This is a genomic window from Acinetobacter sp. SM34 (assembly GCF_022012365.1).
GTDB lineage: Bacteria > Pseudomonadota > Gammaproteobacteria > Pseudomonadales > Moraxellaceae > Acinetobacter.
Window position 1 is genome coordinate 56493 of the sequence record NZ_JAKLTP010000005.1, and the last position, 25077, is coordinate 81569.

25 protein-coding genes are annotated in these 25077 nt (G+C 41.0%); 16 read left to right on the forward strand and 9 right to left on the reverse strand.

Annotation, left to right across the window (positions count from 1 at the left end; all coding sequences use genetic code 11):
• The first annotated feature begins 68 nt into the window (after positions 1-68).
• Together LZZ98_RS05805 and LZZ98_RS05810 are read left to right on the forward strand one after the other, a co-directional pair.
• Positions 69-1718, forward strand: coding sequence for a PglL family O-oligosaccharyltransferase (locus LZZ98_RS05805; RefSeq protein ID WP_237787045.1), 1650 nt, complete (start codon positions 69-71; stop codon positions 1716-1718).
• A gap of 85 nt (positions 1719-1803) precedes the next feature.
• On the forward strand, positions 1804-3441 hold the full coding sequence (locus LZZ98_RS05810; RefSeq protein ID WP_237787046.1) for a PglL family O-oligosaccharyltransferase: 1638 nt from the start codon (positions 1804-1806) through the stop codon (positions 3439-3441).
• A gap of 62 nt (positions 3442-3503) precedes the next feature.
• Here LZZ98_RS05810 and bfr read toward each other — a convergent pair whose 3' ends face one another.
• The 6 genes from bfr to gmk form a co-directional block, all read right to left on the reverse strand.
• Positions 3504-3968: a heteropolymeric bacterioferritin subunit Bfr gene (gene bfr / locus LZZ98_RS05815; protein WP_166168618.1), complete on the reverse strand. Its 465-nt coding sequence runs from the start codon at positions 3966-3968 to the stop codon at positions 3504-3506.
• A gap of 249 nt (positions 3969-4217) precedes the next feature.
• Entirely contained in the window at positions 4218-4412 is a 195-nt protein-coding gene (locus LZZ98_RS05820; protein ID WP_086174534.1) for a bacterioferritin-associated ferredoxin, read from the reverse strand.
• Between the two features lie 168 nt (positions 4413-4580).
• On the reverse strand, positions 4581-4964 hold the full coding sequence (locus LZZ98_RS05825) for a RidA family protein (RefSeq protein WP_086174533.1): 384 nt from the start codon (positions 4962-4964) through the stop codon (positions 4581-4583).
• Positions 4965-5032: 68 nt separating this feature from the next.
• Positions 5033-7138, reverse strand: coding sequence for a RelA/SpoT family protein (locus LZZ98_RS05830; protein ID WP_237787047.1), 2106 nt, complete (start codon positions 7136-7138; stop codon positions 5033-5035).
• A gap of 221 nt (positions 7139-7359) precedes the next feature.
• A complete protein-coding gene (gene rpoZ, locus LZZ98_RS05835) occupies positions 7360-7641 on the reverse strand; it encodes a DNA-directed RNA polymerase subunit omega (protein ID WP_086174531.1) in 282 nt (93 codons plus the stop codon).
• A gap of 76 nt (positions 7642-7717) precedes the next feature.
• The gene (gene gmk, locus LZZ98_RS05840) at positions 7718-8341 is read right to left on the reverse strand and encodes a guanylate kinase (protein WP_237787048.1); all 624 of its coding nucleotides are present in this window, start codon (positions 8339-8341) and stop codon (positions 7718-7720) included.
• Between the two features lie 135 nt (positions 8342-8476).
• On the opposite strand from gmk, the gene ispH reads away from it, so the two are divergent.
• From ispH to rplS, 12 genes are all read left to right on the forward strand, one after another.
• Positions 8477-9427 carry a 4-hydroxy-3-methylbut-2-enyl diphosphate reductase gene (gene ispH / locus LZZ98_RS05845; protein ID WP_237787049.1) on the forward strand — a complete coding sequence of 317 codons (951 nt, stop codon included), beginning with the start codon at positions 8477-8479 and terminating at the stop codon, positions 9425-9427.
• Between the two features lie 163 nt (positions 9428-9590).
• On the forward strand, positions 9591-10061 hold the full coding sequence (locus LZZ98_RS05850) for a GspH/FimT family pseudopilin (RefSeq protein ID WP_237787050.1): 471 nt from the start codon (positions 9591-9593) through the stop codon (positions 10059-10061).
• Positions 10052-10618: a type IV pilus modification protein PilV gene (pilV, locus tag LZZ98_RS05855; RefSeq protein ID WP_237787051.1), complete on the forward strand. Its 567-nt coding sequence runs from the start codon at positions 10052-10054 to the stop codon at positions 10616-10618. Before LZZ98_RS05850 ends, pilV begins: the two co-directional genes overlap by 10 nt.
• Position 10619: 1 nt before the next feature.
• On the forward strand, positions 10620-11633 hold the full coding sequence (locus LZZ98_RS05860) for a PilW family protein (protein WP_237787052.1): 1014 nt from the start codon (positions 10620-10622) through the stop codon (positions 11631-11633).
• Complete coding sequence (locus tag LZZ98_RS05865; protein WP_442862689.1) at positions 11630-12442, forward strand: PilX N-terminal domain-containing pilus assembly protein; 813 nt, start codon at positions 11630-11632, stop codon at positions 12440-12442. The genes LZZ98_RS05860 and LZZ98_RS05865 overlap by 4 nt, the downstream gene beginning before the upstream one ends.
• 12 nt (positions 12443-12454) lie before the next feature.
• Positions 12455-16498, forward strand: a complete 4044-nt coding sequence (locus LZZ98_RS05870) for a PilC/PilY family type IV pilus protein (RefSeq protein WP_237787053.1) — start codon at positions 12455-12457, stop codon at positions 16496-16498.
• Positions 16499-16511: 13 nt separating this feature from the next.
• Positions 16512-16988, forward strand: a complete 477-nt coding sequence (locus LZZ98_RS05875) for a type IV pilin protein (RefSeq protein ID WP_237787054.1) — start codon at positions 16512-16514, stop codon at positions 16986-16988.
• Entirely contained in the window at positions 16988-17416 is a 429-nt protein-coding gene (locus LZZ98_RS05880; protein WP_269091579.1) for a type IV pilin protein, read from the forward strand. The genes LZZ98_RS05875 and LZZ98_RS05880 overlap by 1 nt, the downstream gene beginning before the upstream one ends.
• A gap of 146 nt (positions 17417-17562) precedes the next feature.
• Positions 17563-17820: a 30S ribosomal protein S16 gene (gene rpsP / locus LZZ98_RS05885; RefSeq protein WP_068912833.1), complete on the forward strand. Its 258-nt coding sequence runs from the start codon at positions 17563-17565 to the stop codon at positions 17818-17820.
• A gap of 16 nt (positions 17821-17836) precedes the next feature.
• Positions 17837-18385 carry a ribosome maturation factor RimM gene (gene rimM / locus LZZ98_RS05890; protein WP_237787055.1) on the forward strand — a complete coding sequence of 183 codons (549 nt, stop codon included), beginning with the start codon at positions 17837-17839 and terminating at the stop codon, positions 18383-18385.
• A gap of 57 nt (positions 18386-18442) precedes the next feature.
• Positions 18443-19183, forward strand: a complete 741-nt coding sequence (gene trmD / locus LZZ98_RS05895; protein WP_086174520.1) for a tRNA (guanosine(37)-N1)-methyltransferase TrmD — start codon at positions 18443-18445, stop codon at positions 19181-19183.
• Between the two features lie 154 nt (positions 19184-19337).
• Positions 19338-19712 carry a 50S ribosomal protein L19 gene (gene rplS, locus LZZ98_RS05900; protein WP_086198593.1) on the forward strand — a complete coding sequence of 125 codons (375 nt, stop codon included), beginning with the start codon at positions 19338-19340 and terminating at the stop codon, positions 19710-19712.
• Between the two features lie 74 nt (positions 19713-19786).
• Here the strand turns inward: rplS and LZZ98_RS05905 are convergent, their stop codons facing one another.
• The 3 genes from LZZ98_RS05905 to LZZ98_RS05915 form a co-directional block, all read right to left on the reverse strand.
• Positions 19787-20740 (reverse strand): esterase/lipase family protein, encoded by a 954-nt coding sequence (locus LZZ98_RS05905; protein WP_442862693.1) that lies wholly within the window; start codon positions 20738-20740, stop codon positions 19787-19789.
• A gap of 275 nt (positions 20741-21015) precedes the next feature.
• Positions 21016-21996: a lipase family alpha/beta hydrolase gene (locus tag LZZ98_RS05910; protein WP_237787057.1), complete on the reverse strand. Its 981-nt coding sequence runs from the start codon at positions 21994-21996 to the stop codon at positions 21016-21018.
• A gap of 116 nt (positions 21997-22112) precedes the next feature.
• Positions 22113-23144: a lipase secretion chaperone gene (locus LZZ98_RS05915; RefSeq protein WP_237787058.1), complete on the reverse strand. Its 1032-nt coding sequence runs from the start codon at positions 23142-23144 to the stop codon at positions 22113-22115.
• A 149-nt stretch (positions 23145-23293) separates the two neighbouring features.
• On the opposite strand from LZZ98_RS05915, the gene truB reads away from it, so the two are divergent.
• Complete coding sequence (gene truB / locus LZZ98_RS05920) at positions 23294-24202, forward strand: tRNA pseudouridine(55) synthase TruB (protein WP_237787059.1); 909 nt, start codon at positions 23294-23296, stop codon at positions 24200-24202.
• Positions 24203-24218: 16 nt separating this feature from the next.
• Positions 24219-24986 carry a sulfite exporter TauE/SafE family protein gene (locus tag LZZ98_RS05925; RefSeq protein WP_237787060.1) on the forward strand — a complete coding sequence of 256 codons (768 nt, stop codon included), beginning with the start codon at positions 24219-24221 and terminating at the stop codon, positions 24984-24986.
• Positions 24987-25077: the final 91 nt, after the last annotated feature.

A 25077-nucleotide genomic window follows, 5' to 3' on the forward strand; every position in this document is an offset into this window, starting at 1 on the left:
TTTTGTAGGAGATTTTATAGAGATTTAGCTGTATAGTTGATCGAAATTATTTTATTTCTTATTTAAAAATGAAAATATTTTACTTTATTATTGCTGCATTTATGATGGGTTTTGCTTGGTTGTCGCCATTTCATGATCAGCCATGGGTTGCATTTTCTAGCGAAATTTTGAGTTTTGGTACTGGGCTGGCATTGCTAGGTTTATTTTTAAACCAACAATTAAAAATACCAAAAATACAATTATGGGTTTTTCCAGTTGTCTTTATTCCATTATTACAGTGGGCTTTTGGGTTAGTATTTGATTTTAGTGTTGCATTAATAAGTACCTTATATCTATTAGGTTTCTGGTTAATGATTGTATTGGGTTTTAATCTTTCATTACAAATACAGTCTCGTGAACGTTTGATGCAAAATATTAGTTATTTACTATTTGGTATTGCTTTATTAAGTAGTTTAATGGCAATCATTCAATGGTTAAATATCGAAGTTAAAGGGGTCATGCAACTTGTAGGTAGTCGACCTTATGCAAATTTTGGTCAGCCTAATAATATGGCTACATTTTTAACAATGGGAATACTTGGAGGATTGTATTTATATGAAAAATATAAAATATCTTTGTATATCCTTATTCCTTCAAATCTGTTCATTCTATTTGCTATCGCATTAAGTCAATCTCGTACCTCTTGGGTAGTTTGTATCTTCATTTGTGCTTATTGGGGTTATAAACAATATAAAAATAGCCCACGACTTAAATTCTCTACATTATTTGCTTGGAGTTTAGGGTTCTTTGCAATTACAGCTTCTGGAGTAAAAATATTAACGTATTTAATAGATAATTTTACGCAACTAGAACTGATTAAAGTACGATCTGTTGTTGACCGTGCTAGCTCTGGTTACGAGCGTTTTGATTTTTGGACCCAAATGTTATTTGCTTTAAGAGAACAGGGCTGGTTTGGTTATGGTTGGAATCAAACTAGCATTGCCCAAATGTCAGTTTTTCATCTGCATCCTACACATGCATGGGTGGCAAGTGCCCATAATGTTTTGCTTGATTTATTAGTTTGGAATGGTATTCCATTGGGATTGTTAATTATTGGTTATATGGTTATATGGTTCTTTTGGCTTAATAAAAATGCCAAAGATATTGCATCTATTGTAGCAATTCTTATGGTAAGTACTATTCTTATTCATGCACTGCTAGAGTTTCCATACCGTTACGCATATTTTTTATTGCCAATGGGCTTTTTATTAGGACTTATTCAGGCTCAGACTCCGACATTACAAGGAATATTAATTGATAAAATAATTATTCGTATTTATGGATTAGTATTTCTAGTTCTTATTGGGCTAATTTGGCGTGATTATAAACTTTGTCATGCCCAAATAAAATCATTGGCGACACAGCAACAGACGGATGTGAAAATTTGGGGAAGTTCAAGAGTTGTATTTTTAACTCAATTTAAAGATCTTATACAATGGGCTAGGTTTAATCCATTAACAATGATGTCTGATGATCAACTAAAAATGGTTGAAAATATAGTGAAAAAAAATCCTACAATGTACAATTTAGGTAAGTACTCTATGTTACTTGTATATAACAATAAATATTCAGAAGCAGAGCATCAGCTGTATATACTCAATTATTTATATAAGCAAAATATTCATTTATCGGAGCTGATTGAATTAAATCGTAAAGCTCAGCTAGCTCATGTAAATTAAACTTAGGCAGATGTATATTAAGTGGCAGCTTTTAATGATTAAGTATCATAATATATAAGATGCCAAGTTTTTTTATGACTTTTATATGTTAGCTTTTGGTTTTATTTTAGCCAGTGTCTTTATATCACTGGCTTGGCTTTTGCCTATCCACTACCGCCCTTGGGTTACCTATACTGGTGAACTTTTTGCCTTTTTATCGCTTTTTGTACTCGCTGCCATTTATTTAAAAGACAAAATTAAATTACCGGTGATCGGTTTGCCATTATTGCTTCTCGCGGCTATCCCTTTGGTTCAATATGGGGCAGGGGAACTATTTTTCTTTGATAAAGCCTTGATCTGTACCTTGTTTGTGCTTGGCTTTTGGCTGAGTATGGTGATTGGTTATAACTTATCGGTTGAAAAACCAGACCGTGAACGCATTTTTACTGGGCTTAGTTGTGTAGTTTTAATGGCAGGTACAGCAACGGCTGGTATCGCCATATGCCAATGGACAAATTTAGATGCCCATTTGCCCGGCATGATCAACATACAAGGTAATACACGCCCCTACGCAAATTTTGCCCAACCCAATAATATGGCAACTTTTTTGATGATGTCATTAATGGCGTGTTTGTATCTCTATGAAAAGAAAAAGGTACAAACCAAATGGTTAGTCGCTTGTGCATTGCCTATATTAATAGGTGTTGCCTTAAGTCAGTCACGAACTTCTTGGGTGGCTTGCTTATGTATTTTAGTCTACTTGGCTTATCAACAATATCGTGGCTTTATTCGGCTTAAATGGTATTGGACAATCAGTTGGTTGGGTGTATTTGTCGGATTGATTGTTGTAGCACCCATACTGAGCCAACTTCTTGCTCAAGCCACAGATGCACATATTATTCAAAGCCGTGATGTGGTACAGCGTGCCACAGGTGATATGTCGCGCTTAGCCATTTGGCAACAGATGCTGCATGCGATTGCTGACCGTCCATGGTTGGGTTATGGCTGGAATCAGACCAGTGTGGCTTATACCTTGGTCAGTGATCATTTTCAGGGACCGGTCTGGATTCGTAGCGCACATAATTTTATTCTCGATTTTATCCTGTGGAACGGCCTTATTATCGGACTTCCTTTTCTGGCCTACTTTGGCTATTGGGGCTATCAGCTGAATAAACGGGTCAATTCGGTAGAATCGGTAATTGGGATTTTGATGGTTGGCGCAGTGCTGATTCATTCAATGCTGGAATTCCCTCAATACTATGCGTATTTTCTGCTTCCGGTAGGTTTTATCATTGGCTTGATTCAGTCGCAACAGGCGGATACTAAAGTCCTGACCCTTTCACCCAATTATATGCGGGTGACTTATGGACTATCTATTCTGCTGCTGATTCTGATTGTGCGAGATTATTCAGTTCTAGTACCTAAACTTAATCAAACACTACGCTATGAAAAAAAGCCGGAAAAAATCACCAATCAGGATCAGATTTACTTGCTGGAAGAGTTTAACCGGCGTATTGACTGGATTCGTATGAATCCCTATAGCAAGGTGAGTGCACAACAGCTTGAAGAAATTAGGGAGATGGTGCTCAATTATCCAACCTCCTATGATCTGCTCAAGTATGCCAAAATACTGGCTTTTAATGGTTATGAGCAGGAAGCTAAACATCAGCTCTGGTTGTTAAAAAAATTACGTAAAGTCGATATAGATTACGCATCATTGGCCCAACCCGTAGCCAAAAAATAAGACGGTCAAAAAGCGAATCTAATAACTAAAAAAGCCAGTCAATCGACTGGCTTTTTAAACTCTTAAATCTGGCTTTGAATATAGTTTTCGATACCGACTTTCTCGACTAGATCAAGCTGGGTGGTGGTCCAGTCCAGATATTCTTCTTCTTTTTCCAGGATTTCCTGAACAAGATCGCGAGTCACATAATCCATTTCCTGTTCAGCCAGGCTGACCGCTTTTTGCAGGGCTTCAATATTTTCGTTGACTTTACGTACATCACAATTCAGTACTTCAACAGTATGCTGGCCTATGTATAACTTGCCTAAATTTTGTAAGTTGGGCAGGCCTTCAAGAAATAGAATGCGTTCAATAATTTTATCCGCATCTTTCATTTGCTGAATCGATTCTTTGTATTCTGCCGAACCCAGCTTCTCAATTCCCCAATCGTTAAACATGCGTGAGTGCAGGAAATACTGGTTAATGGCAGTCAACTGGTGATAAAGCACCTGATTTAACTGATTAATGACGTCACGATTGCCTTTCATTGTAAGTTCTCCATCAACAATTTTTGCCTTCACAAAGGGTCAGGCAATCAAAAAAATTATTATTGTAATTATCTTAAACAAGAAGCAAAACAATGGCGAGTGGTTTATTGAACAGCAAATGAAAATCGCAATCAAGAACCATAAAAGGCTGCAAGCTAGACAGGGTGTATAAAAAACCCGCCTAGAGTCATAAGCGGGAGAGGAGGAATGATCTTCTGACCATTAAATTTATCATTAAGATTATCGGATTTAAGCCGCTACCGATATACGGGCTGCAATTTCTGAAAGCTCTTCGCTAATGATGGCACGTGCTTCAGGTGCACAACGGCCACAGCAGGTACCTAAATCAAGTAGGTCGCGAATTTCACGATAGCTTTCTGCGCCATTTGCGACTGCATCTTTAATATCTTGATCGGTAATACCACGACATAAGCACACGTACATTTGAACTAGCCACACTAAATAGTGAAATGGGATAAGTAATATTATTGATAATTATTATCGTTTGTCAATGAAATTCATTTGAAATATCATTTATTATGATTGAGTTTTTGAATAAAAAAATACCACCTTATCGGTGGTATTTTGTGCAATTTTCTAACTAATTGAAAATTATTTATTAATAATCACGATGCCATCCATTTCCACTAAGGCATCTTTAGGCAAGCTTGCTACCCCTAGGGCTGCACGTGCTGGATAAGGCTGGGCAAAATATTCACCCATAATTTGATTCACCAATTGGAAGTGTGAAAGATCAGTCAGAAAAATATTCAGTTTGGCGATATCTGCCAATGAGCCACCAGCTGCTTCACAGACCGCTTTTAAATTATCAAATACACGGCGAATTTGAGCTTCAATACCTTCCACCAATTCCATACTATAAGGATCTAAACCAATTTGACCTGAAAGGTACAGAGTATTTTCAACTAAAATCGCTTGAGAATATGTACCAATAGCTGCAGGTGCATTTTCAGTATGGATTACTTGGCGTGACATTGATTTCTCCTTATATCATCTTCATACATCATAGCGTATATCAGGCAAAAAAGTTGCATATGATTGAATTAACTTGCTTTAGATGCTTCGGCAATGTTGATTGGCTGGGCTAAACGGGTTATGCGTGGAAAACCAAAGTGCATGCGTAAATCGCGAATAATTTGAGCAATTTGTTTGCGGTTATGCACCACAATGTGGACGTAGGTTTTCCCTTCATGGGCATGAACCATTTCTACACCGGTTTTTTCTTTACGGCACTGATAAATCAGGTCAGAAATTTGTTCATCATTCATCAGCATATCAATACTTAAATAAGCAGTGAAACTAATGTCATTGATATCTTCAGCGGTCCAGTGCAACGGCATAATATTTTCTGGATGCTGATGCTGTTCATGCAAAAGATTATGACAGCGAGCACGATGCACAATTAAGCCACGGCGTGAGAGGTGTCCCTGGATTGGATCACCGAGTACCGGGTTGCAACAATGCGCATATTTGACATCAATACCTTCCGTCCCTTGAATCAGTCGGGTTGATGATTGTGGTTCCAGATTTTGACCTTGTGCAAAAAGATGATTGGCAACCAGTTGTGGAAGCAAATCGCCCACAGCAATCTGCTCAAATAACTGTTCTTTGGACTCAATATGACGCCATTGCAGGATATCCTGCCAATCTGCTTCAGTTAAGTCTTTTACTGATCGATTAAACAGTTTAAGGGCACGGTTAAGTGCCTGCTGGCCGACTAATTGCTGTTCTTCAATGTCCTGATCACGCAAAATATTTTGCAAGGCGCGACGTGCTTTTTGGGTGTTAATGAAGCTTAGCCAGTCTGGATTTGGTGTCGCTAGAACATCGGTAATAATCTCAATCACTTGCCCACTAATAAGTGGTGTTGAAAGAGGGCGGGTTTCGCCGTTTATTTTTGCTCCGACAGCGTGATTGCCTAAAAACAGGCTGGCTGAATAAGCAAAATCGACTGCTGTAGCACCTTGAGGGAGTTCGTGCAAATTGCCATGCGGGGTATACACCCAGATTTTTTCCTGGTGTAAATAATCTAACAAGTCGCTAAAGGTAGTTTTGGCACAGGCACCATCAATCAGTACATTCAGGTTCTGCATAGAGGCCTGAATGGCTGAGCGGCAGGCTTGCGGCGCATTTTCACCCAGTACCACGCCAAAACGGGCTGCCCTACGCATTAACTCGGTTTGGATGGTCAATGATAGTGTGGTTTTTTCACCTTTTAAGCGCATCATCAACGATTGGTTGCCACCCGGTAATGGGCGACGAATATGATCTTCATAATGCAAAATCTGGAAGTTTTCACGCAGGATTTCTGCCAGACGGTCACAATCGGCAATGCTTTGTAAAATAATTTCAAAAGCATGACTATGAGTCAGCTCCTGTAAATCAATGTCGTTTTTCACAAAGTGACGCAGTAATTCAATATTGTTATTTTTCTTTTTAATGCGGCCAGTAATCTGGTGCTGTTGCAGCAGTTCAGTCAGGTTCTTTTCCCAGAGGCTCTGATATTCACAACGTTTAGGCTTGGTTTGTAATAAGGCATCTTGAACATTATTAAACATATCCAGATCAAGATTCTGATAACACAGATGTTCCAGGTTGTCGGCCATTTCATTCATGCCGACAATGCGCGCCATGGGCACAAATATATCAAAAGTTTCCTGGGCAATACGCATGCGTTTATCTGGGCGCAATGAATCCAAGGTGGTCATGTTGTGATAACGGTCGGCCAGTTTAATAATAATGACACGTGGATCTTGTAAGGTAGCTTGCAGAATTTTACGGAAGGATGCGGCTTTATTGTATTCTTTATCACTAGAATGGCTGAGTTTGGTGACACCATCGACCAGTTCTGCAACCGTACGCCCAAATTTTTCAGCGATGTCTTCCTTGTTAAAATCGGTATCTTCAATGACATCATGCAGTAGGGCGGCCATTAGGGTTTCGGCATCCAGACGCATATGCGAAAGAATGCTACTCACTGCAATCGGATGCAGGATATAAGGTTCGCCACTTTTACGGGTGATGCCATCATGCGCAATATCAGCATAATCGCAGGCCACAAGCACGCGCTCGACATCACTTGCACTTAAGTACGCATCGATAATAATTTTGAGCTGTTGCTTGGCTTGGCTGACCTGTGGGCCTGGCATATAACACCTTTACTACTTCAGTTTCTACAATTTAAATCGCTAGAGCTTTAATGAAAAGCATATTGCATGACTTGTCAATTTTTTCATTTAAAAAAAAGCAAAAAGATACCTCTTAAATAACGTATCTTTATACCTATGTTATAACGTTTATTGGGCAAATATAAAAGTTATGCAATAAAAAAAGCCTAGTTAAAACTAGGCTTTTTCTCAGATATTTTTTCTTATTGGAAAGAAAAGCCATCTAAATTCAGATTGTTTGCAGAAAGTGCCAGGTCAAGGCTAGAAGCTTGATAGTCTTGATCACGTTGTTTCAAGATGTCTTTAGATACATGACCGGCAGCAATTTCACGTAAAGAAACTACAGTCGGTTTATCGTTATCCCATTCTACAGTAGGTTCGATCCCTTGACGTGCCAATTGACGCGCGCGTTTGCTTGCCACTAGTACAAGCTCAAAGCGGTTGTCTACATGGTCTAAACAATCTTCAACGGTTACGCGTGCCATAAGAATTCTCGTTTGAATATTAAATTTGAACAGACTGGGCAGTATAAAATGCTTTGCCTGCAGACTCAAGTTTTAATCACGGTTCAACAGGAGTAATTAATTTTTCAATCAATTCCTGATGACGGGTTGCTTGCTGCGATAATACTAGACGATTGGCAATAATCACGCATTCCAGATCATGCAGCGCCTTATTAAAGTCATCATTAATAATGACATAGTCAAAATTGCTATATTGCTGCATGTCTTCAACTGCACAGCCTAAGCGACGTTCAATCACCTCAACCGAGTCGGTACCACGATTGGACAGGCGTTGGCGCAAATCGAACTGGCTGGGTGGAAGAATAAAGATTTGACGTGATTCAGGAAAAAGTTTGCGAACTTGCTCCGCACCTTGCCAATCAATTTCAAGTAGAACGTCATGGCCCTTGGCAAGCTGTTGTTTTACGGTTGCTTGAGCAGTACCGTAATAATTGCCAAACACTTCTGCATATTCAATAAAACCGCCTTGCTCAACTAGGGCAAGAAAATCTTCTTTTTTTGAAAAGTGATAATGCACACCGTCGAGCTCGCCAGGACGTTGGCCACGCGTGGTGTGAGAGACAGAAACGTGTAGATTGGTGACACGGTCAAGCAGGGCTTTAACGAGGGATGTTTTGCCTGTTCCGGATGCAGCAGAAACGACAAACAAGAGACCCGACATGATATTTTTCCTGATATGATAAAATATCTTCTCTATTTTAGAGTAGACGACTCGCAAACAAAATAGCCAAGCGTCTTTTTGTTGGTATTTATTTCAAATTATTCCGCTCAACTTCGGGTGAACATTGAGGATCTTATGGAAATTGTATTGGCCAATCCACGTGGTTTTTGTGCAGGTGTCGACCGAGCAATTGCGATCGTCAATCGGGCACTAGAATGCTTTAATCCACCTATTTATGTGCGTCATGAGGTCGTACATAACAAGTTCGTGGTAGATGATTTGCGTCAGCGCGGTGCAATTTTTGTCGATGAACTGGATGAGGTTCCTGATGACAATATCGTGATCTTTAGTGCGCATGGCGTATCGAAAGCGGTACAACAGGAAGCGGAACGCCGTGGTTTAAAGGTGTTTGATGCCACTTGTCCGCTGGTGACCAAGGTGCATATTGAAGTGACTAAATATGCGCGTGAAGGAACGGAAGCTATCTTGATTGGGCATGAAGGTCATCCCGAGGTTGAAGGCACCATGGGGCAATATGATAAAAAAAATGGCGGTCACATTTATTTAGTGGAAGATGAACAAGATGTAGCTGCTTTAGTGGTACAGCATCCTGAAAAAGTGGCTTTTGTGACTCAGACTACCTTGTCGATTGATGACACGGCGAAAGTCATTGATGCCTTGCGTAGCAAATTCCCTCACATTCAGGGGCCACGTAAGGATGATATCTGCTATGCCACTCAAAACCGTCAGGATGCGGTACGTGACTTGGCGGCACAATGTGATGTGGTTTTGGTGGTGGGTTCGCCTAATTCATCTAATTCAAACCGGTTGCGTGAGCTGGCGGAGCGTATGGGGAAACATGCCTATTTAGTCGATAATGCAGATCAGCTGGAGCAGGCCTGGTTTAATGAAAAGACCAAAATTGGCGTAACCGCAGGCGCCTCAGCGCCTGAGATTTTAATCAAACAGGTGATTCAACGTTTACAGGACTGGGGTGCCAAAGCGCCGGAAGAACTTTCGGGACGTGAAGAAAATATTACTTTTAGTTTGCCGAAAGAGTTACGTATTCCCGTAATACAGGGTTAATCCGTGAATTGTTTAACATTCTGAAAATTTTAAAAAATTGACAGATAATTGCTTTTTGGCAATTATCTGTTTTTTTATGCCTTTTATCCTTTTGTGTGCTTAATTTGTAATTAAGTCCGATATTATTTTAAATAGGGTAAAGTTTTGTTGCCTTGGGGGGAGTATGCAAAGAAAAGAACAAGGATTCACCTTAATTGAATTAATGATGACAATAGCTGTGTTGGCGATTATTGCAACAATGGCTGCTCCTTCTATGGGTAATTTGTTAGAAAAACAAAGATTTCAAAAAAAAGAAAGAGAATTACTTTCAATATTAACCCAAACCAAAAGTCAAGCAATATTAAAAAGAACGAATGTGACTTTGGCTCTTAATTCAACAGCAGGTAATACCGATACCATTATGAATTGGGATAAAGGGGTTAATGTGGATTTAACCATCCAGACCTTAGCGGCAGATCAAACATTGGGAACTTATTCAGGAACTAGCTTGATATTTGATAAAAATGGCTTAGTCAGTGGTTTAAATCAGGATGCTTTAATCAGTCTGTGTAATACAAAGTTAAAGAAAAACAAACAACTCGTATTAACCAGATTGGGCACTGTTTATACCAAACCTGAGGGAACATGCTCATGAAAATGTTAAAAAATCAGGCCGGTGTTGGTATGGTTGAAGTTCTGGTGGCTTTGCTTGTACTCGCGATTGGGGTGTTAGGTTATGTGGCTTTACAATTGCGAGCCATAGATGCTTCTGCAGAAGCCTTAAGTAAGTCACAGGCCATGCTTGTGATGCGAGGACTAGCTGAAAATATACGTTCCAATCCTGCGGCATTTTCGAATTATCCTGCTTTAGTTCAAGGATACGGTAATTATTCGTCTACTACAGTTGAACCTACATCCTGTCTGAATTCAGCATGTACAGCAGTGCAGATGGCGACCTATGATGCTTATAATGCTGCTAAAAATGCTGACCAGTATGGAATGAAAATTACAATGGAAAACTGCCCGGGTGTCACAAGCACGATGAGTTTAAAACGTCAATGTTTGTATATTTTTTGGGGCAAAACACAGCCAAATTTTACGACTACAACGACAGGGGGTGTTTCTACCACCACTATTGATGCTTCTAGTTGCATGTCAAGTTCAGGAACGTATGTAAGTGGCGCCTCATGTTTGATGATGGAGGCTTATTAAGATGAATAGACCTTCTTTTAAGCTACAAAAGGGTTTTACGTTGATTGAGCTGATGGTGGCGCTAGTTTTAGGGTTAATCCTAGTTGCAGCTGCAATTCAGCTATTTACAGGGGGAATTCTGTCTAGCCAGTTGCAACGTGCCAATGCTGAAATTCAGGACAGTGGTGTATTTGGTGTGGATTATATGCTGCGGGATATCCGTCTGGCGAATGTGGGGAATTCAACCAATCTGGAAATTAATGACCAGACTGCATATGGCGGTATTGTTCTTACGGGATCTACAGCATCAAGCACGACCAACGTGAATTTTGTGCCTAAAGTAGGTACAACTGCTTATATTGATGCGGCATTATTAAGTCGAGGTAGTGGAGATGCTGTTTCAAGCACAGATAATTACTGGAAAGGATTATCTAATGTAAAAAATACAGCGGGTACAGCTCAAATCAGTGATCAATTGACCATTCAATTCGTTGCTCCTTCTCAAATGTTTAATTGTGAAGGGCAAACAGTATTTCCAGGCGATTTGGTTGTACAACGGTATTTTTTAAGAGTGGATGCCAACGGGACTGGAGACAGTGATATTGCACTTGCTTGTGATGCCAATACACCTGCAACATCGGCAACAGCTGTTTCTGCTCAACCTACCACAATTACCGGTTTAGGAACGGCGGGACAAATTGTTATTCCACGAGTGGATCACTTTCATGTGCTGTTAAAAGCAAGAGATGAGACAGGGAATTTAAGTTATTACACCATTCCACAGTATAGAACTGCCGCAATTACTGCCAGGGCAACTACACCTACCGCAAAGAAAGCACCAAGAATTTTGGCAATTCAGGCTTCAGTGCTTATTCGTTCTACAAATAATGCAAAAAATACAGTGGTTGATCCTACGCAGGCAACTTACGTCATGTTGGATACAACGGTTAAAGCAGCGGATACAACGAATCGCTTTGTAAGACGTGCTTATAACTCTACGGTAGCTTTGCGTAATGCAATGGGGGAAAACCTATGAGACCAATGACTCCAATATATACATTGCATCGACAGCAAGGTGCGACATTAATTGTTGTCCTAATTATTTTATTGGTTATTACTGTGGTTGGGGTTTTAGCCATACGTGTTGCGATTGTCTCATTAGGCGTAGCAACAAATAGTCAGGTTGATCAATTGAACTTTCAGGCTTCAGATACGCCACTTTATTTATTGACAAAAACAGATCCTACGACATTAACGAATTTTGGCAATGTAGTGGGTGCAAGTTTACGAGCACATGAGAGTAGTCCCGGTGCAGAATATATTTTTTGTTATAAGCCTACCTCTGCAACAGTTAAGTTTTCACAGACAGTCGATGCTGCTTTGATTCGGGCCGGTACAGCTAATGATGCTACAAAAGAGGCTGGCATTGGAAATGGTTTTTGTACACTCGATAGCGATTTTGGTAGTAGCCGTGCTGCAGTAGTAACGCAAGTAGCAGTGAGTATTCCTACAGATGCGAGCTCCGATGCTCCGGGTTCAAATTTGCCGCGTGGTATTAATTTAACAGAAGGTGCACAACTTCCAAAAAGTATGACTTCTACACAACGAGTTAGGGTTATTTCTACTGCAATGTTGCCGGCATATTCATCGACTTCAATCTCAACAATTCAGACAAATTGTTTAAGTGCTGCTCATACTAAAATTAGCGACAATCTTTCTACTGAATTAAAAGATAAAGAAACGCTCGCAGATTGTTTAAGAACAAATAACGTCCCATTTAGTGTTCAGGTTCAGGAATTTAATTACCTGAATAAGCTGACTGAAGTCACAGCTCCAGGCGGTTAAGGAGAGAATGAAATGAAAAATGAATTTAAAAATTTGAAACGTAATAAGCTGTGGCTTGCAGTATGTGCCAGTTCATTGACCATGTCCTGGTTAATGACGGCTTCGGTTGTGCGTGCTAGTGATTTACAGATATATGCAGTGCCAGAAGCTGGTAAAAAAACGATTGTCATGATGCTTGATACTTCAGGCAGTATGGATGGGTATGATAATTGTCAGGCTACAAAAACTTCCCCATATAGTGAAACAATTACAATTGGAGGAAGAAGTGAAACGATTAGTTATACACGTGATTCTTCTAGTTCAGGCTGTCCTTCTGGTCAGAGAAAATATACACGTTTGAGTCGACTACAAGACGGTATGTTTGCGCTATTAAATAGTAATAATGCTGACTTACCACGAACCAGTGTGGGATTGGGAAATTATTCTGCAAATGGTGATGGTCAAACAGGGCAGATTTTAGTACCAGCGGCACCATTGGGGGTTGCTGGCAGTGAACAAAGAGCAAGACTGAAAAAGGCCATAGCAAATCTAAATGCTTCAGGTTATACACCGACTGCACATGCTTATGCAGAAGCAGCAGCTTATCTAATGGGAACATCAACTTATGCTGTGAATGTATCTTCAGTAACAGCGTACAGAGAAGTTTTTAGGATTGAAAGAACAGGAAATAATAAGAATAGAAAATATTCTGTTTATGAATGCAATAATAGTTGGGATGATACCAGTAAAAGTGGTTCTGATTATTTTCAAATGTGTAATTCATGGAAAACTACAGCTTATCAATCTAATCTTACAAGTGAGCCAAGTGATAGTAACTTGCCATCTTATGATGTAAGGGATGATAGTTATTCTAATGGTTTTAGATCGTATTATATAAATCAAAGTGCTACTTATAATGCGCTTAATAATACTGGGATTGCAAATTCTAAAGTTAAGGATGCAACAAATCCGGGAATTGTAGTTGATCGGACGGCTTCAGATGCAACTGCTCAGTATTCCTCGCCACTTCCAGCAGTTGCTGATCGGCAAAGTTGTGATGGGCAAGGCGTATATATCCTTTCAGATGGTGCAGCGAATAATTCAAGCAATGATGAAGCACTTTCTGTTATGAAAGCTTCTTTAACTACAACATATGCCAGTACTTTAAATTGTAGTGACAGTTTAATTGGTGCAAATGGTAACAGTACTGATTCAGCATTGGGCTGTATGGCAAATTATGCCAAAAAACTCTTCAATCCAATAACCAATCCAACAGGCGTATCAATTAAAACAGCATTTGTTGGTTTTGGTTCTGACATGAATAGTTTGACCCAATCGTACGTGAAATCCTCCTGTCAATTGGCATCACGTGCATATAATGATCCAATTACAAAATCAGCTCCAAATGACAGATGTTCACCAGGTACAACCTTTGGCGTAACAGCACCGAGCTCCCAGACCGCTTTTGATGGTGGTTATGGTAATGGAGGGTTCTTTATTGCAGATACTGATGATGAAGTCACACAAAGTGTATTGGAATTCATTCGTAATTTGGGCGCAGCCCCGCTTGCACCATTAACAACAGGAGCAATAGCGGTACCTTATGATGCTCTGAATCCAAAAACTTTAGACACCACGGGTTATTTGCGTGCACTTGAGCCAAACCCAGCCAGTACTTCTTTGACTTGGCGGGGTAACCTAAAAAAATACGAAACAATCTTAACCGGAACGAATGCGGGAGCTTTTCAAGATAAATCAGGCAATTTAGTTTATAACAGTACGGGTGATTTTTCGAAATCTACTAAGGATTATTGGAATACAGCAACTACAATTGGATCCACCTCATATAGCTATAATGATGGCGGTAATGTTGAGATAGGAGGGGTACGCTGGCATATGCCTGTACCAGCATTGGGGCAAACAGAACAACGAAATGCTCAAAACGATGTCATAAGATATGCTTATGCTTCTTCTGGCTCTGTACGTAATTTTTATACGGATGCTGGTGTATACGATTCAACAGCTACAGTTCCACTTGCAGCTGTAGCTGGGGCTAGTACAGGTGCAACTTTATTAAAAATTCCGACTGCTCCGACAGATGGGTATACTACTGTTCCGGCTACGAGTGCTTCATATATTCTTGATCAATTTGCTACAGCAACAACCATTAAAGATTATCCAGCATTGCTGAAAAGAAAATTACTGAATTATTTGGGCTTTAATTTAGAACTTACCACAGATGCCTTACCTAGCACCCTTACTGTGTCAGATGCACCATATTTTTCTTTAGGTGGAATTATTCACTCATATCCAGTACAGCTGACTTACTCAGGCACATTGGATGCAAATGGCGATTTGACAACTACGCGTGATAGATCTGTCCTATTCGGAACCATGGAGGGCGGTCTGCATATTGTTGATGCTTCAACAGGAGATGAGCAATCAGTATTTGTTCCTGTTGAAATTTTGAATGACACGGTGAAATCTAAAGCGCTGTCTCCTACAGCAACGGATACTACAGCTCCTTCACATGGGGTAGATGGTGCTTGGGTAGCTGATCCTGCATATAACATGACGAGTAGTACGAGTGGTACAACCACAACAACAAAAGTTACTGCAAGCCGTATGAATGTATATGGTGGTATGCGTATGGGGGGGGGGAGCTATTATGGACTAAATGTGCTTGATCCTAAAAAACCTAAATTACTTTTTAGAATAAATAATAACAGTACAAATTTCGGTGATATGGGGCAATCTTGGTCTAAGCCAGTATTAGCAAATGTGCGTTATGGTGGTGTAATTAAACGTGTCATGATTATTGGTGGTGGTTATGACCAATGTTATGAAAATCCAAACTTCCAACTAGGTGCAAGTGGATTAACTTATCCAACAGGATGCAATAGTAAAACTACGGCTAAAGGAAATGCTGTTTATATCATTGATGCGTCAAATGGTGATCTCATATGGTCAGCAACTTATGATAGTAGTGCAACGGATGTTGATGGTAAAAAGTATCTTAAACATAGTATTGTCAGTCGTATAAGTACACTAGATCGTGATGCGGATGGTCTGGTAGATCATCTATATTTTGGGGATTTGGGTGGACAAATATTCCGTATTGATTTGAATAATAATGCAACAACATCTTCGGCACTAGGAAAACGAGTTACTCGCCTTGCAAATCTGGCATCTGCAATTACTGATGCGGGATATACGAGCAGTAATACATATCTAGATAGTAATGCTCCTCGTTTTTATGAACCAGTGACAGTCACCATTCATGATGAAGGTGGTAAAACATTTATAGTGGTAGGTGCTGCTTCTGGTGACAGAAGCACTCCATTGGATGTTGCTCCAACAATTGGTCGCGAAGGGATGTTGCCAAGTACAGCGTTATCTACAAAGCCTGTAAATAATGTGTACGGCATTATTGATGCAGATTTTGCCACAAAAGACCTAATTACAGGTACACCGACATTAACGACTGTAAACAAAACCCTTGTTGATTTAATTCGAAATCCACAAGTTGTACCCCTAGCTACAACCAATGTGGTAAACCGTTTTATTTTAAACGGTGTTATGCAAAAGTTTGGGTGGTATCGTTCATTATCAAGTCTTTATGATGGAACTGAAAAGGCTAATAACTCATTTAGACGTGAGGGTGGTTTAAAAGCATTTGAAGAGCCCGTGGCCTTAACAAATCATCTGTTAGTATCTGTATATGATCCGGAGGGTGATGGGGTTTCTCCAAATGATCCTTGTAATCCTCGTATTGTTGGTGAGACTGATTGGCAAAGATTCTGTCTGCCGTTTGGGGCTTGTTTGAAAGCTGATGGAACATTAAATAGTACCTCAGAGTCTAAAACTGGATTCCAGTTAACCACTGCTAATAAAAACAGTAATGTAGTGGGCAGTGGTATTCGAGGAATTTCATTTGTAGCAAAAGGTGGGGGGGCAGGGAGCTCAGCATCAGGAAGTTGTGGTCAACTCACTATGGCTGGAAATATTGCGGGTACTGGCGAATGGCAATGTACAAGTCAGTTTATTCCAACACGATGGTATGAGCGTTATCGTTAACAGGATAGTATGAATGAACAGATCTTTAACGCTAAAATTCAATCAGGGGTTTACCCTGATTGAATTGATGATTGTGGTAATGGTGATTGCAATTTTTGCAGCAATCGCACTTCCTGGCTATCAGGCGTATACTCGTAAGGCGAATGCCGCTTTTGCTCAGCAGGAAATATTAAAATTGGCTGATCAATTGGAAAGGCATAAGACTAGGAACTTCAGTTATAAAAATTTTGCTACGAGCACAGTTACGCTTAATCGTGGTGGATACACCCTTACTGTTACGGATGATACAGCAGCTGGAAATGCGTTAAATTCAACTGCGACTAATGGTCAAACCTGGGTGATTAAAGCCACAACTTCAGAGGCTAAACAAATGAAGTTACTAGCGAAAAGTTCGGGACTGCGTTGTCAGAGTACAACCACAACAGCCGTGGATAATGATTGTTCTAGCGCAGTGTGTACGGTTTGTGAAACCAATAGTGAGGCCTGGTAATGCGTAATGGATTTACATTGATTGAGTTAATGATTGTGGTGGCCATAATTGCCATAATTGCAGCAATTGCACTGCCTAGTTATGCCCAATATAAAAAAAGAGTAAACCGTGCCGATGTTCAGGTAGAAATGATGAATAGGGCACAGCGTCTTGAGTCTCATAAGCTGGCTAATTTTAAATATCCGGCAACTGCAACCATGACCAGTTTATATGGGGGCAATGTTTTTCCGAGAACAGGTACTGCATCATTTACACTTGCCTTTAGTACATTGACCGATAACACCTGGGTGATGACTGCCACGCCTATATCAACTTCATCACAAGCAGGGGATGGTATTATTTGTCTAAACGACCAAGGTCAAAAATTCTGGGCCAAAGGTGCAACAGCATGTGCATTATCTGCAACCTCTAATTGGGATGGCAGATAAATCTAAATTCAAAACTGTGGATAACCTAAAATTTGATCTTTCTTTCAGGGCAAATATAACGTAAAATATTGCCCTCTATGAAAGGGGTTTGAAATGCTGCCGATGGTCGGTTCATGGATAATCCGTAAAAACTATAAGGTTCTATCATGGTTGTAATTCGTCTAGCACGCGGTGGTGCTAAAAAACGTCCGTTCTATCAAGTTATTGTAACTGATAGCCGCAATGCGCGTGACGGTCGTTTCATCGAACGTATTGGTTTCTTTAACCCTACAGCTCAAGGTAAAGCAGAAAAACTTCGTTTAGATGCTGATCGTTTTGCTCATTGGGTTGCTCAAGGCGCTCAACCGTCTGAACGCGTTGCTTCTTTAGCTGCTCAAGCTAAGAAAGCTGCAGCTGCTGCTTAATTGTAGTAGGTAGCCCATGACACCAACACAGAATGTTCCCGAAGATCGTATTCAGATTGGACAGTTACGTTCAGCATATGGATTAAATGGGTGGCTCTGGGTCTATTCCAATACAGAACCTATGAGCAACATCTTTGACTATCTTCCTTGGTACATTGAAACCAAAGCAGGTTGGCAAACAGTAGATGTAAAACGTTGGAAACCGCATGGCAAAGGCCTGGTTGTTTCGTTGAAGGGTGTGAGTGATCGCACTGCAGCGGATGGCTTGGTTGGCGTAAATGTCTGGATTTCAAAAGCGCAGCTTCCGAAAGCAGGAATGGATGAGTTTTACTGGTCGGATTTAAAAGGCTTAACCGTGTTGGGTCTTGATGAAAACGAACAAGAAGTGAATCTCGGTAAAATCCATGAAATGTTTGAGACGGGTGCCAATGATGTGATGGTGGTTCACGCAACACCGGACAGCATTGATGCTGAAGAACGCATGATTCCATGGCATAAAGATGTGGTACAGCGAGTTGATCTTGAAGCTGGTCGTATCTACGTAAATTGGGGCGTGGATTACTAAATATTTAAGAGCTTGTCCTTTAAGGATGAACGCAGCAGGAAAGTAGAGGAGTCTGCGATGTTTTTTGCAGTCATTACGCTTTTTCCTGAAATGTTTGAAGCGATTACAGCCTACGGTATTAGCGGGCGTGCGGCAAAACGTGAAATAGTGCAAGTTACTTGCATTAATCCTCGCGATTATGCTGAGGGCAACTACAAAAGAGTGGATGAACGTCCATTTGGTGGTGGTCCAGGTATGGTGATGATGGCAGAACCTCTGTCCAAAGCAATCAACCATGCCAAAGAGCTTGCAAAGCAAGCAGGATGTGTTCAGGTTCCTGTGGTGTATATGTCGCCGCAAGGAAAAACCTTAAACGAACCTGCGGTACAGCAGTTTGTCGAATATGACGGACTGATTGTGTTGTGCGGACGTTATGAAGGGGTCGATGAACGTTTGATCCAGCAATATGTTGATCAGGAATGGTCAATTGGCGATTACGTGTTATCGGGTGGTGAACTGCCTGCGATGGTTTTATTGGACAGTATCATTCGGAGACTTCCGGGTGCCATGTCAGATGAACAGTCCGCTGTGCAAGATTCATTTGTGGATGGTCTGTTAGATTGCCCACAATATACCAAGCCAGACCATTTTGAAGGTTTGGATGTTCCTGAAGTATTAAAATCGGGACACCATGCCAACATTGAAAAATGGCGGTTTTTGCAGCGCTATCAACGAACCCTTGAACGCCGACCTGAGTTGGTGGAAAAAGCGGAGTTGACCAAGCAGCAAAAAAAATGGCTAAAAGATTTGCATACTTAAATTTGATTTAAGTATTAATGAATAGGCTCTTTATTGGCTTGAGTATCTGCTTAAGTAATAAAGGGAAAGATAAACGGGTCGATACGCGATTTAGCCTCTATCCCCAGCGGTAGCACAGACCTCTTCTGTCCCGCACATATTGGAGATTCCCACAATGAGTGGTAAACATCCTTTAGTTCAAATTATTGAAAATGCTCAGTTAAAATCAGATATCCCTGCTTTTGCTCCTGGTGATACTGTAGTAGTTCAAGTAAAAGTAAAAGAAGGTGAGCGTGAACGTCTTCAGGCATTTGAAGGCGTTGTAATTGCTAAGAAAAACCGTGGCTTGAACTCTGCGTTCACAGTACGCAAAATCTCTAGCGGTGTTGGTGTTGAACGTGTTTTCCAAACACATTCACCAATCGTTGCTGGTATCGAAGTGAAACGTCGTGGTGACGTTCGTCGTGCTAAACTTTACTACCTACGCGAATTGTCTGGTAAAGCTGCACGTATTCGTGAAAAATTGCCAGCTCGTAAAGTTAAAGCTTAATTTTAAGTTTTATACGAGTGAAAAAAATGCGCCCTTCGGCGCATTTTTTTATGCTTGAAATTGGCTATGTAAATTTATAACCCTTGCAGTTTTAAGCGGTTGGCATGTTGCCTAAAGAGAGCAACAGGATCAGGTGCGAAGAGACCTTTTAAACCAAACATCATATTGGCCAGATCGGTGTGATTAAGGTTGTAATCATCACGAATGACTTGACCGATATGTGAACTACAACGAGCCACCATGCCATCATTGTCCTTGTTGCCATAAGACAATGGGCCAAGTTGCATCAGAATTGTATCAATGTCTAAAAGATTGGTGGTTTGTGCGGTACCACCCCAAGAATAATAATAGATTCCCTTATCCACTTTAGCGCCACTCTTGTTACAGTCAGAAGCTAAGGCTGTGGTCGGGAAGCGCTTATTAAAGTTTGCAGATTCGACTTCAGTCAATGATTTCATTGATGCATCAAAGTTAACGGGAATATCGGGATTCGCTTGTGCCCAAGTTAATATCGGCCCAATCAGATATTGTCCCAAGATATTGAATGCGCTACGGCTAAGCGTATTGTTTTGAATATCATCGGCGACTTTAGAACCGCGATATGTTCCGCCCACGCCTGTTACCGATGCTACATACTGCGGTTTTACAGCTGCTACATATTGTACGGTTGGGCCACCATGACTGTGACCAATCAGGTTGACTCTGTCCTTACCAGTAATCGCGAGTACTTCTTCTACTTGAGCAATCAACTGTTCACCACGGAACTCGGTGGTATTGGCAGGGGAGAGTTGTGCGGCAAAAACCGTTGAACCATTGCGGGCCATATCAGGCAAAATCTGGTACCAGTAATCAAGATTGAAACTGTCATCACCGATGCGTGACCAGCCTAACCAGCCATGGACCATGACAATAGGATACTTGGTTTTGGCATAGTCAGACTTTACCGTTTCTTTAATTTGTAAAATTCCTTTTGAAGCTTGAGTTTCTGCGCTAAGTCCTATAGCTAAAGTAGTTATCACGGCAAGCATGATGGCTTTTTTATTTCTTAGATTAGCATTTAAAGTTTTCATCAACTTTTCCTTAAATGATGTTTTTATTTGGAGGTTGTTTTTATTAAAGGTGGTGAATGGTTGAATAGTTCCTCCTGTGATCATCAGGTATCCATGCTATGGACGAGCTGTTTTTGGGACAGCAATAAAGTGCTCATTGGAGTACTGAATAGTGCATGGATTTAGTCGCGCTGATCATCATGCTTGATATTCAGACGATGGCATAAGCGCAGGCTGCACTTATGCCAATATTTTTATAAACCCTGTAGCTTCAAGCGGTTGGCATGTTGTCTGTAAACAGCAACCGGATCAGGTGCCAAAAAGGCAGTTAAACCAAAGAATTGGTTAATTGCATCTAGATGATTCCAGTTATAGTTGTCGCGAATGGTTTTACCATATTTGGCACTACAGCGAGAAACCAGACCATCATTGTCACCCTTAAGATCAGTAAGCAATGCCGTTACACCCAAGAGCATGTCTGGGTCATTTGTATTGGTCACGGTTCCTACACCTGAGAAGGAATAAAAATAAATGCCTTTTTCAGTTGCTGCCCCTTCACCGCATGCGGTTTTTGGCATTCCTAGAGGATATTTGGTCTGGAATGCTGCAGAGCCTGCAAGACTTAAACTCTTACCCGCATTTAATGAGTCATGCGGGAAGGAGTTTGGATCGAGTCCTTGTGCCCAAACCAGCATTTTAGAAGCAAAATTCACGACATTGACTAAAGGCCCTTCTAGCGCGGTTCCTTCAGCAGAAATAATCAAATCTGCGACTTTTGAACCTTTCAGCGGGCTAGAGATAGCCGTAGCTGAAGCTACCTTTTGTGGAGCCACATTTGAAACATAGGCAATACTGTGACCACCATGACTATGTCCCAATAAGTTGACTTTCTGCGCACCGGTTAAAGCCAGAATCTCATCCACTTGTTGTAGCAGCTGTTCGCCACGAACTTCTGATGAGTTAAAGGGTGAAACACGGGTTGCCCAGACATTTGATCCATTGCGAGCCAAATCTGGCAAGATTTGATACCAATAATCCACACCCAGTTCATCAGTTCCTGCACGAATCCAGCCGCCCATACCATGAGCAAACACCAATGGATATTTGGTTTTTGCATAGCTGGTGATCGCATTCCCTTTAATTTGCGATGCATTACCCGCTACAGCCATTTGGCTGGATGCAATTGCAGCGCCAGATAAAATTGCGCAAATTAAACGCTTTGAGTTCCATTTCATTTTGTTTATCTCACTTTTTTTATTTTTAACCCTGTCCCCATTTTTTAAACTTTAGTTGGTACAGGTGCTGAATAATAAGAGGATCGATCTGATCGCCTTATTGGTCTACATTGCGATTACTCGCTATATGGTAATTTTCCTCCCTGATCATGGATAGTTTCAAAAGTCCCTACTCGAAGTTGTTCTTCTGGTTTTTTAAAATGCTGAGTCCGTAATTTCTGCACGGCTTGTTGCTTGGCTTCATCACTCATGCCGCTTTTCATGATGCTGTCCCGTTCATTCAGATATTGATTGACCTTATCTTTCCAGTCGGTGCGTTGACTATCTAAGGCTTCTAAACGTTGGGTGGCCTCGGGACCTACCAGATTGGTACGCATCTGATGAATTTCTTCCGCTGAACCGCCACGGGCTTTTATGTCTGCGGTGAGTTTGCGCAAGTCTTCCAGTTTATTGAGTTGTTCGAGGTTTTCTTTCCAGTCTTCAGGTAACTGATTAAACAGATCTTTTAATTTTTGTGCTTTTTGTGCTTCGGTTAAACTCTTGTCTGCCAGAATGGCCATGCGATTGAGAGTATATTCATGATAGGTATCTTCAGTACCAAATAAGCCTTCAATTTCGTAGTCAGAGAAAAGTTGTTTACGCAAATTTTTCATATTCGCAAAAATGCTTTGATAATATTTGGGATCTTCCTTATCGATATTAGGTGCCTGCAAATCGCCTAGTTTTTCCCGGTAATCCATGTAGCGATTCCACAAATCAATAATTTGCCCTAAAGCGGGTTCTTTATAGTTTAGCTGGATGTAGGCTTTGAAATCATGTTTGATTTGCTTGAGATCTTTTTCACCATACTCGGTAATGAAATATTCAAAACAGTTGCGTGTCTGTTCATTCACGATTAAATGATTGGCATTGTCTAGACTTAATTGACAGTTCACTTGCGTGTCTTGCTGACTATGACTGACCAAAGCCCGACTTTGATCTGTAGTGGCTGGCATAGACGATGTTAAGGCATTATTCTGTACATTAGCCGCTTGAGCAGCCTCTGTTTGTTCTGCGGTGGACTGGGATGGTGCAAGCCAAAATAACAGCACTCCTAGACACACCAAAATCACCACCAAAATAATCCATAATTTATGATGTTTATGCATTTCCTATGCAACCTTCTTTTTCTGTTTTTTATGGTTCTAAAAAGTGAACCCAATGTGCCATAAAAAAAATTAATAAAGCGTAGAAAAGTTGTAAAAAATGACAAGCGGTTGCTAACATAGCAGCCGTTTGAACTTGTTTGATTTTCACTATGAAAAAGACTTCACCTAAAATTCAGCGCCGTCATATCAGTGGCGTATTTTTATTGAATAAGCCTTTGGGTATCAGTTCAAATGCTGCCTTGCAACAAGTACGCTGGCTGTATCGGGCGCAAAAGGCCGGGCATACTGGGGCTTTAGATCCATTGGCTTCAGGTTTATTGCCAATCTGTTTGGGTGAGGCAACCAAATTTTCCCATTATTTGCTCGATTCGACCAAGCGTTACCTAACCACCATTCATTTGGGACATAGCACTACGACTGGCGATGTTGAAGGGGAAGTGCTGCTGGAACAGGCTGTGCCTGCATTGACTGAAGAGAAAATTGCCCAGGTTTTGGCAAAATTTGTCGGCGATATTCAGCAAGTGCCACCCATGTATTCGGCACTGAAAAAAGAAGGCCGTCCGCTATATGAGTTGGCGCGTAAAGGGATAGAAATTGAACGGGAAGCACGTCCGATTCATATTTATGCCATCGAATTACTCTCTTTTACCGAAAATAGTATTAGCCTTGATGTGACCTGTTCTAAAGGTACATACATTCGTGTATTGGGTGAAGATATTGCCCAAGCCTTGGGTACCTTTGGTCATCTGACGTATCTGCACCGTATTAAAACCGGTCATTTCGACCTGATTCCTGAATACACCATTGAGTATCTGGAGAGCCTGACTGAGCAAGAGCGTGAGGCTTTGTTGTTGCCTGCCTATGCACCTGTGGATCATTTTCCTAAAGTTCAGGTGCCTGAAGGACGTGCTGAATATTTTAGCCGTGGCATGGAAAGCAATATTGAACATGCAGCTGAAGCTCAGGTGCTGGTGTTTGATGGTGAAAAATGTTTAGGTCTGGCTGAAATTACCGAGCGTAATCGTCTGGTTCCGAAACGCGTGTTAAATCTCGAGTAATTGTTGAAGTAAATTTATGGAAATTGAAATTGTCTTAAGCCTTCTGTTCTTTGCATTTTTTGCAGGTGCGATTGATGCAGCAGTAGGAGGTGGGGGACTGATTCAGATTCCAGCGATTATGAATGCCATGCCGCAACTGTCGCCAGCAACCGTGTTTGGCACCAACAAACTGTCCTCGATTTGCGGTACTGCATCGGCGGCCTATTCATTTGTGCGTAAAGTCAAATTGCGCTGGAAGCTGCTGGCGGTTATTGCCAGTTGTGCTTTTGTCAGCTCTTTTGCCGGTGCGGCCTGTGTCAGCATGATTCCCAAAGAAGTGTTGCGTCCGTGTGTATTGGTGATGCTGATCGTGATTGCCATCTATACCTTTATGAAAAAGCAGTTTGGGCAGGTGCATGTGCGTCAGGAACTGACGCCAAAAATCTTGCTGTTGGCAGCAGTAGGCAGCCTGCTGATTGGTTTTTATGACGGCATTTTTGGTCCAGGCACCGGCAGCTTTTTCATCTTCTTTTTTATCCGTTACCTACAAGCAGACTTTTTGCATGCTTCAGCGTTGTCCAAGGTGGCCAATTTAACCACCAACCTGGCGGCACTGAGCTTTTTCGCCCCGACCGGTCATGTCCTGTTTGGCTTGGGTTTAATGATGGCTGTAGCCAATGTGGCCGGTTCAATAGTCGGTGTGCGGGCTGCATTGAAATATGGCAGCGGTTTTATCCGGATTCTGTTTTTAATTCTGGTGAGCATATTGATCTGCCGTTTGGCTTATCAAACATTTTCCCCATAAATCATTTTCGACATTAAACTTTCTTATACAAATTCTCCTTATAAAAGTTCCTGAATATTTGCCAATTCCATTCTATGCTGGATTAAAGGCA

Excerpts from the sequence above, each read along its gene's own strand:
- rplS (WP_086198593.1), top strand. The coding sequence starts at position 19,338 with ATGAGTGGTAAACATCCTTTAGTTCAAATTATTGAAAATGCTCAGTTA.
- rpoZ (WP_086174531.1), bottom strand. The coding sequence starts at position 7,641 with ATGGCACGCGTAACCGTTGAAGATTGTTTAGACCATGTAGACAACCGC.
- bfr (WP_166168618.1), bottom strand. The coding sequence starts at position 3,968 with ATGAAAGGCAATCGTGACGTCATTAATCAGTTAAATCAGGTGCTTTAT.
- LZZ98_RS05880 (WP_269091579.1), top strand. The coding sequence starts at position 16,988 with ATGCGTAATGGATTTACATTGATTGAGTTAATGATTGTGGTGGCCATA.
- LZZ98_RS05870 (WP_237787053.1), top strand. The coding sequence starts at position 12,455 with ATGAAAAATGAATTTAAAAATTTGAAACGTAATAAGCTGTGGCTTGCA.
- LZZ98_RS05825 (WP_086174533.1), bottom strand. The coding sequence starts at position 4,964 with ATGTCACGCCAAGTAATCCATACTGAAAATGCACCTGCAGCTATTGGT.
- LZZ98_RS05820 (WP_086174534.1), bottom strand. The coding sequence starts at position 4,412 with ATGTACGTGTGCTTATGTCGTGGTATTACCGATCAAGATATTAAAGAT.
- truB (WP_237787059.1), top strand. The coding sequence starts at position 23,294 with ATGAAAAAGACTTCACCTAAAATTCAGCGCCGTCATATCAGTGGCGTA.
- LZZ98_RS05865 (WP_442862689.1), top strand. The coding sequence starts at position 11,630 with ATGAGACCAATGACTCCAATATATACATTGCATCGACAGCAAGGTGCG.
- LZZ98_RS05925 (WP_237787060.1), top strand. The coding sequence starts at position 24,219 with ATGGAAATTGAAATTGTCTTAAGCCTTCTGTTCTTTGCATTTTTTGCA.
- LZZ98_RS05875 (WP_237787054.1), top strand. The coding sequence starts at position 16,512 with ATGAACAGATCTTTAACGCTAAAATTCAATCAGGGGTTTACCCTGATT.
- pilV (WP_237787051.1), top strand. The coding sequence starts at position 10,052 with ATGCTCATGAAAATGTTAAAAAATCAGGCCGGTGTTGGTATGGTTGAA.
- LZZ98_RS05830 (WP_237787047.1), bottom strand. The coding sequence starts at position 7,138 with ATGCCAGGCCCACAGGTCAGCCAAGCCAAGCAACAGCTCAAAATTATT.
- LZZ98_RS05905 (WP_442862693.1), bottom strand. The coding sequence starts at position 20,740 with ATGCTTGCCGTGATAACTACTTTAGCTATAGGACTTAGCGCAGAAACT.
- LZZ98_RS05805 (WP_237787045.1), top strand. The coding sequence starts at position 69 with ATGAAAATATTTTACTTTATTATTGCTGCATTTATGATGGGTTTTGCT.
- trmD (WP_086174520.1), top strand. The coding sequence starts at position 18,443 with ATGTTTTTTGCAGTCATTACGCTTTTTCCTGAAATGTTTGAAGCGATT.
- rpsP (WP_068912833.1), top strand. The coding sequence starts at position 17,563 with ATGGTTGTAATTCGTCTAGCACGCGGTGGTGCTAAAAAACGTCCGTTC.
- LZZ98_RS05915 (WP_237787058.1), bottom strand. The coding sequence starts at position 23,144 with ATGCATAAACATCATAAATTATGGATTATTTTGGTGGTGATTTTGGTG.
- LZZ98_RS05810 (WP_237787046.1), top strand. The coding sequence starts at position 1,804 with ATGTTAGCTTTTGGTTTTATTTTAGCCAGTGTCTTTATATCACTGGCT.
- LZZ98_RS05850 (WP_237787050.1), top strand. The coding sequence starts at position 9,591 with ATGCAAAGAAAAGAACAAGGATTCACCTTAATTGAATTAATGATGACA.
- gmk (WP_237787048.1), bottom strand. The coding sequence starts at position 8,341 with ATGTCGGGTCTCTTGTTTGTCGTTTCTGCTGCATCCGGAACAGGCAAA.
- rimM (WP_237787055.1), top strand. The coding sequence starts at position 17,837 with ATGACACCAACACAGAATGTTCCCGAAGATCGTATTCAGATTGGACAG.
- LZZ98_RS05910 (WP_237787057.1), bottom strand. The coding sequence starts at position 21,996 with ATGAAATGGAACTCAAAGCGTTTAATTTGCGCAATTTTATCTGGCGCT.
- ispH (WP_237787049.1), top strand. The coding sequence starts at position 8,477 with ATGGAAATTGTATTGGCCAATCCACGTGGTTTTTGTGCAGGTGTCGAC.
- LZZ98_RS05860 (WP_237787052.1), top strand. The coding sequence starts at position 10,620 with ATGAATAGACCTTCTTTTAAGCTACAAAAGGGTTTTACGTTGATTGAG.